Annotated in this window: 9 protein-coding genes; 3 read left to right on the forward strand and 6 right to left on the reverse strand. The window is 68.1% G+C overall.

All coding sequences use genetic code 11. The features are described 5' to 3' along the window. Nucleotides 1-8: 8 nt before the first annotated feature. From ureC to DAT35_RS24710, 3 genes are all read right to left on the reverse strand, one after another. Complete coding sequence (gene ureC / locus DAT35_RS24700; RefSeq protein ID WP_108069592.1) at nt 9-1,724, reverse strand: urease subunit alpha; 1,716 nt, start codon at nt 1,722-1,724, stop codon at nt 9-11. After that, nucleotides 1,721-2,485, reverse strand: coding sequence for an urease subunit gamma (gene ureA / locus DAT35_RS24705; RefSeq protein ID WP_108069593.1), 765 nt, complete (start codon nt 2,483-2,485; stop codon nt 1,721-1,723). The genes ureC and ureA overlap by 4 nt, the downstream gene beginning before the upstream one ends. A gap of 86 nt (nt 2,486-2,571) precedes the next feature. After that, entirely contained in the window at nt 2,572-3,390 is an 819-nt protein-coding gene (locus DAT35_RS24710) for an urease accessory protein UreD (RefSeq protein WP_233261685.1), read from the reverse strand. Between the two features lie 138 nt (nt 3,391-3,528). Here DAT35_RS24710 and DAT35_RS24715 point away from each other — a divergent pair, with 138 nt between their 5' ends. The 3 genes from DAT35_RS24715 to DAT35_RS24725 all read left to right on the forward strand — a co-directional run bounded on the left by DAT35_RS24715 (nt 3,529) and on the right by DAT35_RS24725 (nt 7,902). Continuing rightward, nucleotides 3,529-4,620 (forward strand): urea transporter, encoded by a 1,092-nt coding sequence (locus DAT35_RS24715; protein WP_146209866.1) that lies wholly within the window; start codon nt 3,529-3,531, stop codon nt 4,618-4,620. Between the two features lie 95 nt (nt 4,621-4,715). Beyond that, on the forward strand, nt 4,716-6,323 hold the full coding sequence (locus DAT35_RS24720) for an FGGY-family carbohydrate kinase (protein ID WP_108069595.1): 1,608 nt from the start codon (nt 4,716-4,718) through the stop codon (nt 6,321-6,323). 52 nt (nt 6,324-6,375) lie between these two features. Continuing rightward, complete coding sequence (locus DAT35_RS24725) at nt 6,376-7,902, forward strand: aminotransferase class V-fold PLP-dependent enzyme (protein WP_108069744.1); 1,527 nt, start codon at nt 6,376-6,378, stop codon at nt 7,900-7,902. A gap of 82 nt (nt 7,903-7,984) precedes the next feature. On the opposite strand, the gene DAT35_RS24730 is transcribed toward DAT35_RS24725, so the two are convergent. From DAT35_RS24730 to DAT35_RS24740, 3 genes are read right to left on the reverse strand one after another with little or no spacing between them, the layout of a single operon-like run. Further along, entirely contained in the window at nt 7,985-10,843 is a 2,859-nt protein-coding gene (locus DAT35_RS24730; protein WP_108069596.1) for a carboxypeptidase regulatory-like domain-containing protein, read from the reverse strand. A 10-nt stretch (nt 10,844-10,853) separates the two neighbouring features. Continuing rightward, entirely contained in the window at nt 10,854-12,986 is a 2,133-nt protein-coding gene (locus tag DAT35_RS24735; protein WP_108069597.1) for a peptidase domain-containing ABC transporter, read from the reverse strand. Nucleotides 12,987-12,993: 7 nt separating this feature from the next. After that, entirely contained in the window at nt 12,994-13,965 is a 972-nt protein-coding gene (locus tag DAT35_RS24740) for a hypothetical protein (protein ID WP_158501860.1), read from the reverse strand. Nucleotides 13,966-14,076: the final 111 nt, after the last annotated feature.

The raw sequence follows: 14,076 nt of genomic DNA on the forward strand, positions 1-14,076 counted from the left end.
CGTGTCCCTCAGAACAGCGAGTAGCGCTGCGCCAGCGGCAACCGGACGGCGGGCTCGCACACGAGCAGCTCACCATCCGCGCGCACCTCGTACGTCTCAGGGTCCACCGTGAGGGCGGGCAGGGCGTCATTGAGCTTCATGTCGCGCTTGCCGAGTCCCCGGCACCGGCGCACCCCGGAGAGCTGCTTGGTCAACCCCAGCTCCCGCACCATGCCATCCGCCAGCGCTCGCCCCGAGACGAAGGCGATGCTGGTGGCGCCCAGCGCCCGCCCTCGGGCTCCGAACATCGGCCGCATGTAATAGGGCTGCGGCGTGGGAATGGAGGCGCCCGCATCTCCCATCTGCGACCAGGCGATGAAGCCACCCTTGATGACCTGCTCCGGGCGGATGCCGAAGAAGGCCGGCCGCCACAGCACCAGGTCCGCCAGCTTGCCCACCTCCACCGAGCCCACCTCGTGCACCATCCCGTGGGCGACGGCCGGGTTGATGGTGTACTTGGCCACGTAGCGGCGGATGCGCAGGTTGTCGTTGTCCCCGCGCTCCTCGCGCAGGCGTCCGCGCTGCTCGCGCATCTTGTGCGCCGTCTGCCACGTGCGGGTGACGACCTCGCCCACCCGTCCCATCGCCTGGCTGTCCGAGGACATCATGCTGATGGCGCCCAGGTCGTGCAGGATGTCCTCGGCGGCGATGGTGCTGCCGCGAATGCGGCTCTCGGCGAAGGCCACGTCCTCGGGAATCTCCCGGTCCAGGTGGTGACACACCATGAGCATGTCCAGGTGCTCATCCAGCGTGTTCACCGTGTACGGACGCGTGGGGTTCGTCGAGCTGGGCAGCACATTGGGCTGGCCGCACACCCGGATGATGTCCGGAGCGTGCCCGCCACCCGCGCCCTCCGAGTGGTAGGTGTGGATGGTGCGGCCCTTGAACGCGGCGATCGAATCATCCACGAAGCCGGACTCATTCAGCGTGTCCGTGTGGATGGTGATTTGAACGTCCTCGCCCTCGGCCACCGTCAGGCAGGTGTCGATGGTGGCCGGCGTGGTGCCCCAGTCCTCGTGCAGCTTCAGGCCGATGGCCCCCGCGCCGATCTGCTCCAGCAGGCCCTCGGGACGCGAGGTGTTGCCCTTGCCGGTGAGGCCGATGTTGAGCGGAATGCTGTCCGTGGCCTGCAACATGCGCCGGATGTGCCACGCGCCCGACGTGCAGGTGGTGGCGTTGGTGCCCGTGGCCGGCCCCGTGCCGCCGCCCACCCAGGTGGTGATGCCGCTGGCGATCGCCTCCTCCGACTGCTGTGGGCAGATGAAGTGGATGTGCGAGTCGATGCCGCCCGCCGTGACGATGAGCCCCTCGCCCGCGATGGCCTCGGTGGTGACGCCCACCACCATGCCCGGCGTCACGCCCGCCATCACGTCCGGGTTGCCCGCCTTGCCGATGCCAGCGATGCGCCCCGCCTTGATGCCGATGTCCGCCTTGTAGATGCCCGTCCAGTCGACGATGAGCGCGTTGGTGATGACACAGTCCAGGGCCTCGGCGTCACCCACTCCGGCCTTCTGGCCCATGCCGTCGCGCAGCACCTTGCCGCCGCCGAACTTGCACTCGTCCCCGTAGACGGTGAGGTCCTTCTCCACCTGCGCCACCAGCCCCGTGTCGCCCAGCCGGACCCGGTCGCCCGTGGTGGGACCGAACATGTCCGCGTAGTGACGGCGATCCATCTTCCGGCTCATGCGCCCTCCTCGTGTCCGAAGCCCCGCGCGGCCACCTCACGCAGCGCGCGCTCCTGGTTCTCCGGCGTCACCGGCCCGGAGCCCAGCGCGTTGCCGCCCTGGACCACCCGCGCTCCCGCGATGGCCACCAGCGGCACCGTCTTCTTCTCTCCGGGCTCGAAGCGCACCGCCGTGCCCGCCGGGATGTCCAGCCGCCGCCCGTACGCCTTCGCACGGTCGAAGACGAGCGCCCGGTTCGTCTCGAAGAAGGGGTAGTGGCTGCCCACCTGGATGGGACGGTCTCCCCGGTTGGTGACCTCCAGCGAGACGGCGTCGCGGCCCTCGTTGAGCACCAGCTCGCCCGGCTGCACGAGCACCTCGCCCGGTCGCACTTCCTCCTGCGCGGCCCGCGTGAAGCGCTCCAGCGGCGGCACGGGGAGGAAGCTGCCATAGAGCGCCAGTGACAGGTCACCGTGCTCGGCCTCGATGGGGTGGTGCACCGTCACCAGCTTCGAGCCGTCCGGGAAGGTGCCCTCCACCTGCACCTCCGCGATCATCTCCGGCACGCCCTCCATCACCTGCGAGCGCCCCAGCAGCTTGCGCCCCAGGTCCATCAGCTCGGCCACACTCCGGCCGTCGCGGATGAACTCAAGGAGCTGGGTGGCGATGAGAGCCACCGACTCGGGGTAGTTGAGCCGAAGCCCCCGCGCCAGGCGTTTCTGGGCCAGGAAGCCCGCGCCGTGCAGCAGCAGCTTGTCGATTTCCCGCGGCGACAAATGCATGTGCCCCTCCGGGTAGGAGTCCCGGGCCAGGGGCCCGAGAAACGGGGGGCAACCCTAGCACGATTCACCCGGAGCGAAGCGCGGATTCACGCCCTGCGCGCCCAGAGATCATCACCCAACAGAGCGGGCAGGAAGGACAGCCAGTCGCGTGCTGTGCGCAACAAGACTTCGGCGGAAGTGGCCGCGGCCCGGAGCACCAGGGCATCGGACCCGAGCGGGCTGGCGGAGCAGACGAGCCCCGCGCGAGGGGTGACGGGCAGGGCGCCCACGAGCCCGGCGAGCGTCTCGCGGGCAGACTCCACGGCGGGGCCCACGAGCAGCACGGTCCCGAGCGCATCGAAGCGGCCCAGCCGCTCGGGGAGGGGCCCATGGGAGGGCTCGAGCAGCCAACACTCGTCCATCAGGGCCCGCCCCTCCCGGTGGACGCGGAGCGTGGAGGCGAAGTGTGAGAAAGCCCACCGCTCGCCGTTGGCGCTGCGGCCCGCGGTGACGAGGTCCATCAGCACGAGCGAGGCCCCCGGGGAGAGCTGGACGTCCTGCCGCTGGACATACCGGGCTCCCGTGAAGCACATGGTGGGGTCCGGCGCGAGCACGAGCAACGCGCCCTCGGCCACCCGGGCCGACAGCTCGCTGCGGCAGCCTCGCGGCGAGCGGTAGACGCGGTTGGAGCCCTGGCTCGACAGGAGCGCGGTGGCCCCCTCGGCCACATCCAGCTCCAGGGAGAGGTGATCTCCATCCACCAGTCCCCCTCCGAGCGAGCTGGTGTAGACCCAGGCGGCGTGCCCATGGTTGCGCGGCGTCAGCAGGCGCAGCGGGCTGTGCGCGAGCGCGGTGCGCACCACGGTGCGCTTCCCCACCCGCTCGAAGGCGAGCCGCGCGCCTCCCGCGCGACCGTTTCTGGACACTTCGCGTGAAGGGATGTGCTCGAGCGGCATCATTGAAATACGGATCGTCCCCCATATCACGATAGCGGAGAGCAAGGTGCGAGGAGACACCGCCCCTCATGCTACCGGTGGTCCACATCCTGAACCGGGAGGGACACGGTGGCAGATTCAACCGAGACCCACACTGAGACGAAGCTCCCGTTCGCTGGCACCATGCCGGAATGGGGCAATCGGGCCGACCGCCACCCCCCACTCGCCTTCGTGGATTCCTGCCTGCGGGGTGTCGGGCAGATCCTCTTCGCGAACAACCCGGTGAGTGGCCTGTTCATCCTCCTCGGGCTCTTCGCCGCCTCGCCCTGGCTCGGTGTCGCGACACTGATCGGCCTGGTCGCCGCGACGGCGGCCGCCCACCTCCTGCGGCTGGATCGCTCTCGGATCCGCGCGGGGCTGTATGGCTACAACGGCGCGCTGGTGGGCGGAGCCCTGGCGACCTTCCTGATTCCCGAGTGGAGCCCCATCGTCATCCTCTACATCATCGCCGTCTCGGCCATGAGCACCCTGGTGATGCTCACGGTCTCACTCCTGCTCGTGGACCTGCTGCACCTTCCACCCCTGACGCTGCCCTTCAACCTGGTCACGCTCCCCAGCCTGCTGGCCACCTTCGCGATGACCCACATCCAGCATGGCCCGCTGCTGGCCAGGCACGTGCAGGAACCCATCAACACCACCTTGCGCGAGACCGCCAACGCCGTCACCGGCGGCAGCCTGTCCAGCGCACTCTTCGAGGCCCTCTTCCGCGGAATCGGACAGATCGTCTTCGCCGATCGTGTCCTTTCCGGCGTGCTCATCCTGGTCGGCCTGCTCGTGTGGTCACGGATCGGGGGCCTCTTCGCGCTCCTGGGCTCGATGACAGGCCTGCTCGTGGGCCTGGCGTTCGGAGGAGAGGGGGTGTCCGAGTACCACGGGCTGTGGGGCTACAACGCGATGGTTTCGGCCGAGGCGATCGCCGGCGTCTTCCTCGTGTGCACGTGGCGCTCGATCCTCTACGGCCTGGTCTGTGCCGCCGCGACCACGGTGGCGTACGCGGGGCTGGGGATCTGGTCCGGCACCTTTGGCATCCCCGTGCTGACGCTTCCCTTCTGCCTCACCACGCTCGTCTTCCTGTCGGTGAGCCGCGCCACGAACCGCTTTCGCGCGGTCCCACTTTCCAAGGTCACGAGCCCCGAGGAGCACCTGCGCCTGCCGCGCTGACAGCCTTCGCGGCCATGCGAGGTGCTTTCCAGAAAGTAACGCTCGGGGCGCGCACGACTGGCCCACGAACCTCTCCGGCCCGTTAGACTAGCTGTGTGCCCACCACAGACAACGCGTCCATCCTCGCCATTGACCTCGGAACCTCGGCGGTCAAGCTGGCGATCGTCACCACCCGGGGGAAGATTCTCGGCGGAGATGTCGAGCCGATAGAGCTCGAGCTGCTGCCCGACGGAGGCGCCGAGCAGGACCCCGAATCCTGGTGGACCGCCATCGTCCGCGGCACCCGACGCCTGCTGGACTCGGGAGTCATCTCCGCCGACGACATCATCGGCATCAACGTGAGCTCGCAGTGGTCCGGCACGGTCGCCGTCGACGAGCGCGGCAAGCCCCTGCGGCCCGCCATCATCTGGATGGACTCGCGCGGCGCCTCCCACGTGCGGCGCGTGGCCAACGGGTTCATCCCCATCGAGGGCTATGGCCTCGCCCGGCTCCTCACCTGGGTGCGGCTCACCGGCGGGGCCCCCAGCCTCTCGGGGAAGGACCCGCTCGGCCACATCCTCTACCTGCAGAGCGAGCACCCGGAGATCTACCGCAACACGTACAAGTTCCTCGAGCCCAAGGACTGGCTCAACCTGCGCCTGAGTGGCCGCTTCGCGTCCTCGTATGACTCCATCACGCTGCACTGGGTGACGGACAACCGGGACCTCAAGCGCATCAACTACGACGAGCGCCTGCTGCAGATGACGGGCATGCCGCGCGAGAAGCTGCCCGACCTGGTGCCGGCCGCGACCGTGCTCGGGCCCCTCCAGCCGGAGGCCGCGCGGGCGCTCGGCCTGAGCGAGAGAATCCAGGTCATCACCGGTGCGCCGGACATCCTCGCGGCCGCCGTGGGCTCGGGCGCGGTGCGCGACCACGAGCCCCACCTGTGCATCGGCACGTCCTCCTGGCTGAGCTGCCATGTGCCGTACAAGAAGACGGACGTGCTCCACCAGATGGGCACCCTGCCCTCGGCGCTGCCCGGCCGCTACCTGCTCACCAACGAGCAGGAGTCCGCCGGCATCTGTCTGTCCTTCCTCAAGGACAACATCCTCTTCGGCCACGAGGAGCTCGCCCACGTCCAGGACAGCCCCGGCCACGAGCCGGTGGACCTCTACAAGGTCCTCGAGAAGGAGGCCGAACGAGTCCCCGCCGGCAGCGACCGGCTCATCTTCATGCCCTGGCTCAACGGCGAGCGCAGCCCGGTGGACGACCAGCGGCTGCGCGGCGGCTTCTTCAACCAGTCGCTCAAGACGACGCGCGGACACATGGTGCGCGCCGTGCTGGAGGGCGTGGCCTACAACTCGCGCTGGCTCTTCACCTACGTGGAGAAGTTCGTCGACCGCAAGCTGGACTCCATCCGCATCATCGGCGGTGGGGCCCGCTCGAAGCTGTGGTGCCAGACGGTGGCGGACGTGCTGGACCGGCGGATTCAGCAGGTGGACGAGCCCGTGCTGGCCAATGCGCGCGGCGCCGCGTTCCAGGCGGCGGTGGCGCTCGGGCGCCTCACCGTGGACGAGATTCCCTCGCTCGTCCCCGTCGCCAACACCTTCGAGCCCAACCCGAAGAACCGCGGACTCTACGACGAGCTCTTCCGCGAGTTCGTGAACCTCTACAAGTGCAACAAGGCCATCTTCGCACGGCTCAACGGAGCCCGGAGCGCCTGACATGAAGAACGACATGAACGCGCCAGGACACCCTGACGACCGGAAGAACACCATGGACCTGCCCGAGCTCGGAACGAGCCTCCTCAACCGCGTGCCGCCCCGGCTGCTGTCGACGGCGGAGCGCTACCTCAAGAGCATCCCCCTGCTGCGCAACCGGCTGGCAAAGGAGACGGACTCGATGCTGGCCGGGCTGGAGGGCGACCTGAAGCCCTACCGCGGCAAGCTGCCCACCTACGACAAGCTCCCGGCCAAGGGGCTCGCGCGCCAGGAGGTGCTGCGCGAGATGGGCCAGATGGAGGAAAAGGAGGAGGACCGGTGGCGGGATGGCCTCGTGTCCGGGGCCGTGTACCACGGGGACTCCGAGCACATCGACTTCCTCAACCGCGTGTACGCCATCAACTCGCAGAGCAACCCGCTGCACGCGGACCTCTGGCCGAGCGCCACCAAGTTCGAGGCCGAGGTGGTGGCCATGACGGCGAACATGCTCGGCGCCGCCGAGGCCAACGCGGGCCGGGCCCCCGAGGAGCACATCTGCGGCTCCGTCTCGTCGGGCGGCACCGAGAGCATCATGCTCGCGATGAAGACGTACCGGGACTGGGCGCACGAGACGAAGGGCATCACCCGGCCGGAGATGGTGGCCCCCTCCAGCGCGCACCCCGCCTTCGACAAGGCGGCGCACTACTTCGGCATCAAGATGGTGCGCGTGCCCGTGGGCGAGGACTACCGCGCGGATGTGAAGGCCACGCGCAAGGCCATCAACCGCAACACCATCGTGCTCATCGGCTCGGCGCCGGGCTTCCCCCACGGGGTCATCGACCCTATCGAGGAGCTGTCGGAGCTGGCGCGCAAGCGGGGCATCGGCTTCCACACCGACTGCTGCCTGGGCGGCTTCGTGCTGCCCTGGGCGCGCAGGCTCGGCTACCCCGTGCCGGCCTTCGACTTCCGGCTGCCCGGCGTGACGTCCATGTCCGCGGACACGCACAAGTTCGGCTACGCGGCCAAGGGCAGCTCCGTGGTGCTCTACCGCGGCACCGAGCTGCGCTCTCACCAGTACTACACCGCCACCGAGTGGCCCGGCGGCATCTACTTCTCGCCCACCTTCTCCGGCAGCCGGCCCGGCGCCCTCATCGCGTCGGCCTGGGCCGCCCTCGTGTCCACCGGCGAGGAGGGCTACCTGGACGCCACCAAGCGCATCCTGGAGACGGCCGCGACCATCAAGCGCGGCATCCGCGCCATCCCGGACCTGCACGTGCTCGGGGAGCCGCTCTTCGTCATCGCCTTCGGCTCGAACACCCTGGACATCTACAAGGTGATGGAGCGGATGAGCGCGAAGGGTTGGAGCCTCAACGGCCTGCACAAGCCCGCCGCGGTGCACCTGTGCGTCACCCAGCGGCACACCCAGCCCGGAGTGGCCGAGCGCTTCCTCGAGGACCTGAAGGCCGCCGTCGAGCACGTGCGCGCCAACCCGGGCGAGAAGGGCACCATGGCTCCCGTCTACGGCATGGCGGGCACGGTCCCCTTCCGCGGGCTGATCAGCGACCTGCTCAAGAAGTACATGGACCTCATCTACAAGGTCTGAGCTCTCACGATTCGCGGTAGCCTGCTCGCACGTGTCCAGCCGCCGCCCCACGCGGGCGGCGGGTTCTGGTGAAGCGGTAGGGTCAGTCCGCGCGGGCGAAGTGGAGCTGCAACTCCCGTCCATCCGAGCGCCGGATGCTGAGCTGGATGGGGCTCGCCGGCGCGCCCGCGGTGCGCTGCTCGGCCTCCAGGCGGCTGCGCACCACCATTCCATCCACCATCAGCAGCCGGTCTCCCACGAGGAGCCCCGCTTGCTCCGCCGGGCCCTGCGGTGTCAGCCACGCCACGGAGACCCAGCCGCGCTCCTCGCTGAAGCCCGCGCCCACCGTGCCTGAAGCCGCTTTGTCCTTGGACACCGGCACGTCCCCCATGTCCACCGCTTCGCCCGAGGCCACCGTCACCGTGCGCGTCTCGGGGATTCCATTCAACGGATACAGCCGCACGATGTGATTGCCAGGTGCCACGTCGTTCAGCCGGAAGAGGCCGTCCGCCCCGGTGACCGCATCGCCCGAGCCCGCCATGGACTTGTCCAGATAGATGGCCACGTTCTGCGCCGGTGCGCGATTGCTCCACACGGCCCTGCCCGAGATGGAGGCCGCGCCGCCCGTGAGCGTGACCTCCACCTCTGCGCTCTGTCCCGGCTCGAGCTTCACCTGGGCCTCTCCCGTGCGCCCGTCCGTTGTGCGGACGCTCACACGCAAGGGAAGGCCTGGCGCCTGTGTCAGAACGAAGGAATCCCCCGTGAAGGAGCGCTCGACGACTTCGCGTGTCTCCCATGGCAGCGCCGTGCCGTCTTCCTGGAGGAGCTTCAGGAGGAAGCCCTTGGGCGCGGTGCCGCTGCGTGTCACGATCCTGCCCTGCAGGGTGGCCGCGGGGCGCAGGCGGATGACGGACTCCTCCTTCTCCTTCGCCGCGGTCAGCTCGCCCACCCGGCCCGCGTTGTGCGCCATGAGCCGCAACGGCGTGGCATTCGCGCCCCGCGGCGGGAAGGCGAAGCGCCCTTCCTCGTCCGCCCGGATGTTGCTGGTAATGGCGTACTGCCCCGTCTGGATACCCGCCACCTGGGCGTTCGGGCTGGGAGCTCCGGAGGGCTCCAGGACTACCCCCTCCACACCGCGATCATCGGACAGCGTCAGGTCCTGCACCACCTCCGTGCCCGCCGCCACCGTCACCGTGGGCTCATCCTCCCGAAAGACGGTGATGCGCGAGTTGGGGAGGAGCGCGGCGAGCTGGTAGTTGGCCGCGGGCAGCTCCAGCGTGTAGCGGCCCTGCGCGTCCGTGTCCGCATACGTGAGCTCCCCACCGCGGATCTGGGACTGGAGTGCGCGGGCGCGCACCGTCATCGGCTGTGACAGGGGCGCCCCGGAGGACAGCTTCACCTGGCCCCGCACAGTCCCTGTCTCCCTCAGGGTGAAGTCCAACCGGGTGGTCTCTCCAGCCTTCACGCTCGTGGCCTGCAGCGTCCAGTGTGCCGAGTCCTCCCGTCGCGCCATCGCCATGAGACCCCCCACCTCCAGTCCATCCAGGCGGTAGGTTCCGCTTGCGTCCGTTCGCGCGCTGGAGTTCCGCCCGCGCGGCTTGACGTAGGCGCCCACCACCGGCCGCCCGTCCGGGTCCGACACCACTCCCGTGAGGGTTCCCGCCCCCTGGAGCTGGAAGTCCACGACCGTGCTCTGGTTTGGCACCACCACCAGTGCCGTGCGCACCGCGCGGCTCAGGCGCGGGGCCAGCGCCACCACGTCGTACTCACCCGGCGGCAGGTTGAGCGTGTAGCGCCCCTGTGAATCCGCGGAGGTCTGGCTCACTTCGCCATCCTCACCCGCGGGGCTGACCACCAACCTCGCTCCCGGGACGGGCGCACCGTTCGCCGCCACCGTCACCGTTCCCGTCAGGCCGCTACCCGCTCCGAGGGTAATGCGCAGCTCTCTCCGCGTCTCCCCCGGCCCCACCGAGAGGAGGCCCGGAACGCGCCCCAGGCGCTCGCCATGCCGCGCCGCCAGCAGCCAGGTGCCGTTGGCCACCTCCAGAGAGAACGCACCCCCGGCGTTCGTGGTGACATGGGGCAGCTGCGTCCTGCCCAGGGCCATCACCTCCGCGCCCTCGACGGGTTGCCCGTCCTCGCCCACCACGAAGCCCTCCAGCACGCTCGCGCCCCACAACTCCACCTCCAGCCCGTCGGCGGACGGCACCGTGACGATGCGCATCGTGCGCTGGCTGTAGCCCGGCGCCTGCGCGGTGAGCGCATAGCGGCCCGGCGACAACCCGGAGAAGGTGAAGTGGCCGTGGGGATTCGAGATCGCCACCGCCGTCTCCTCCGGCAGCTCCACGGCGCGCGCGCCCGGGTGGACCGCCTCCGTGTATGGACGCAGCGACAGCTCCGCGAGTGGAACGGGCTCGCCGCGCCCGGCGGCGATGACGCGGCCTCGCAGCTCCACGGCCGCGCTCAGCGACAGCTCCACCGCCGTCTCCAACTCTCCGTCCGGACGATCCACCTCGCGGCGCGCGGGACCATGCCCCTCGGCGGCCGCGCTCAGCAGGTATGAACCCGGAGCCGTCGACAGTCGTATCGTTCCGTCTGGCCCCGTGATTCCTTCGGCCGCCCGCAGCCAGCGCACAGAGCCAGTGCCTTCATCCGGCCCCCTCAGGAATGCCCGCACGTGTGCGCCCTCGAGCGGCCGGCCCGCCGCCACGACACGCACCACGAAGGCTCCTTCGCTGGCTGCGGCGGGAGTCTCCAGGAGTGGAGTGGAGCTCGGGGTCTCCCCAGTCGAAGCCAGGCCACGGGAGGGGGCCGCGCGCACGGCGGGGGCGGCGGGGGGAACCTCGGCGCGGTGTTCCCGCGAGCCGTCTTCCCGAGAGCGCGACCACAGCAGGAGGGCGGCGAGGACCGCCAGGACCAGCGCGATGGCGAGCGGATGGCGAAAACGGTTGGACAGGCTCATGTGCCTTCACCTACCTCGGAAACAGTTTGCAGTACTGCCCACCGAGACGCCGGAGCTCCTCATGCGTCCCCTGTTCGACCAACTCGCCCTTCGACAAGACAAGCACCCTGTCCGCATCCATCGCCGTGCTGAGCTTGTGGGTGATGATGAGGGTGGTACGCCCCTTGCGCGCCTCCTTGATCGCCGCCATGACCCCGCGTTCCGTGGTGCTATCGAGATTGCTCGTGGACTCATCCAGGATCAGGATGGGGGCGTCCTTCATGATCGCCCGGGCGATGTTGATGCGCTGCAACTGACCGGTCGAGAGGTTCGCGCCGCCTTGCGCCACCTGGGCATTGTATCCCTGCGGGATTGAGTCGATGAACGAGGCCACGTTCGCCACATGCGCGATTCGCGAGACGTCGTCCTTGCGCAGCGGATGCATCATCGTGATGTTGTCGTTGATGGACTGCTGAAACACATGGCTTCCCTGGAACATGACGCTCACGTGCCGCCGTAGCTCGCGGGGCTCGAGCTCGCGGGTGCTCACGCCGTCGATCCGGACCTCGCCGGAAGTGGGCAGGTAGAACGCGGCCAGCAGGTTCGCGATCGTGCTCTTGCCCGAGCCCGTCTCACCGATGATTGCCACGCACTCGCCCGGGGAGATCTGGAAGCTGAGGTTCTTGAGAACGGGGCGGCGGTGCTTGTATTCAAAAGAGACACCGTCGAACTGGAGATGCCCTTGCACGGACGGAAGGGTGACAGGGCTCGGAACGCGGGTCTCCTCCGCGGGCAGGCTCAAGACTTCATCCAACCGCGCCATTCCGATGAAGGCCGAATGAAGATTGAGAAGCATTGTCGGCAACCGTTGGAGGGGCGTGAGATGCAACGCCACCATGCCAAAAATCACCAGGAATTCCCCCGCGCTGATGTGATGCGCCAGCACGCGTGCCCCGCCGTACCACAGCACGGCACCGATGACCAACGTGGACGTCAACATGCTCCACAGCAAGGGCAGGAGCATCGCGACGCGCAGTTCGTGCCGTGCCGCCACGAGCGTGTCGAACTTGTCGAGGAGCAGCCGGGTATAGCCCTTCTCGGCGGAGGCGATCTTGATGACACGAATCCCCTCGAAGACCTCGAGCAGCCGGCCCGCGAAGTCATCTCCATGGGTGATCGTGTCGAGCTGGGCCGATCTGACGCGCTCCGCCAGGAAGAACGTCCCCAGCAAGATGGGAGGAATCGAGCCGAGCGAGAAGATGGCCAGGACCGGATCCAGGAACACGATGATTCCCAAAGTCCCCGCGAACACCAGTCCCTCGACGAGCAATGCAACCAGCCCCTCCGTGAGCGCGCCCTGGATGGCGTCGAGTTGATTGACGCGCATGACGAAGCCCGAGATGTTCCTGCTGTCGAACACGCGCATGGGCAGCGTCATCAGGTGCTGGATGTACTGTCTGCCGTAGGTCTGCTGAAGTGCGCGTCCCATGCGTGCCGTCAACCACATGCGGACGAATTGCAACAACGACTGTAAGGCCCCCGCGGCGACGAGTGCCGCCCCCAGCAACGTCAGGGAGTCATGTGCTCCAGCTGGAACGATGTCATCGAAGAGCTTCTTGAGGAAGAACGAGGTGCTCCATCCCAGGACCGTGGCGAGCACGGAGATGCCCAGCGCCAGCAGCAGTGGATTCACATGAGGCGTCAGGGTGCGCACCAGCGCGGTGAACGCCTTGAAGTCAGGGGGGCGGGTGCTCAGCGCGGCCGTGGGGTGGTATTCAACGGCATAACCTGACCAGGAGGACTCGAGCTGCTGGCGCTGGAGGCGACGCAGCCCCAGCCGTGGATCCATGATCACCACGCCTTCGGGTGTCCACGCCTCCAGGACGACGTAGTGCCCGACGTCCCCCTTGAAATGCAGGATGGCGGGCAGTTTCAGGTGTGCCAGTGCGTCATACGTCGCTTTCGCGGGCCTGGCGTCGAAACCGATCGCCCGTCCTCCATCCCTGAGTCCCGCGAGGGAAGTCCCGTCGCGGTCGGTTCCGACCAATGACCGGGAGTGTTCGAGGGAGATGTGATGCCGATGATGACCCGCGATGCTGGCGAACGCGGCTGCGCCACAATCGTAGGAGTCGGCGGCACGTACCCACGGAGTGCGCCGGCCCATGCTCCAATTACCCAGCACGGGCCACCTCCCTTCGCGGAATGCTCGAGGACACCAGGGGATAATCGATGCTCCCGGCGCGCAGCATGGACGCCAGATTCTCGTAGATCGGAAGTCCGGCCAGTTGAGCGATCCAATCGAATTGCCCGTTGGGGTTCACTTCCAGGAAGACGAACTGGCCATCCGCGGTCACGATCATGTCGACACTGCCGAACACGAGTCCCAGGCGATCCATGAGCCGCAGGAGCTTGTTGCCTACCTCCGCGGGCAGCTCGTAAGGCTCATGCCGCACGTGCTCCAGATCGTATCGCCTCCAGTCCGTCCGGGTACGCCGGCTGTCCTGGGAGTGAATGGCACACGCGAAGATCCGCCGGCCCACGATGACGATCCGCAGCTCCACCTGCTTGTCGATGTAGGGCTGGAAGATGCCTGGGGTCGGAACGCGGCCCTCCGTTTCATTCAGGTCCTCTTCCTTGACCCGACTCGTGTAGAGCGTCCCCACGCGCGCGGGACGCTCCGCCGTTCCACCACTCGTGGTGACGAAGGGGGTGAACGGTTTGTAGATGATGGACCCGGCCTGCTGGCCGTGGAAGTCGCGCGCGAAGCGCATGTCCGCCGTGTAGAGCGTCGAGGGAATCTCGAGCCCGAGCTGTGCCGCGACGAGCAGTTGCGCGCACTTCTCTTCATAGGCGGTATTGAAAGGGGGCGGGTTCACGCAGAAGACATCGCTGGCCTTCAGCGCGAGGCCGAAACCCGAGCAGAACGACTTCCACTCCCGCTTGTAGAACGCCCACTCCTTTGCCTTGGACGCGAGGCCATGGAGTGCCGAATCATGGGAGAAGCGTTGCCAGCCACGCCACAGGAGGGCCGACTTGATCTCCGAGGCGTCGAAGCGGCGCTCACCTATCTGGAGCTGGAGGCTGCCGCGGCCTTCATTGCTCTGGGAAACGTAGACAGCGACGGACCGTTCCACCGACTGCATGTCAAGCACCACGGGACGCTCGCCCGATGCCGTCAGAACATCCTGGAGACGCAACACAGTGGTGTCTTGGGCGTACGCCGTCACAATCAGGATCACAGAAGCCTCATCCAA

Origin of the sequence: Vitiosangium sp. GDMCC 1.1324 (genome assembly GCF_003044305.1) — a bacterium.
Lineage (GTDB): Bacteria > Myxococcota > Myxococcia > Myxococcales > Myxococcaceae > Archangium.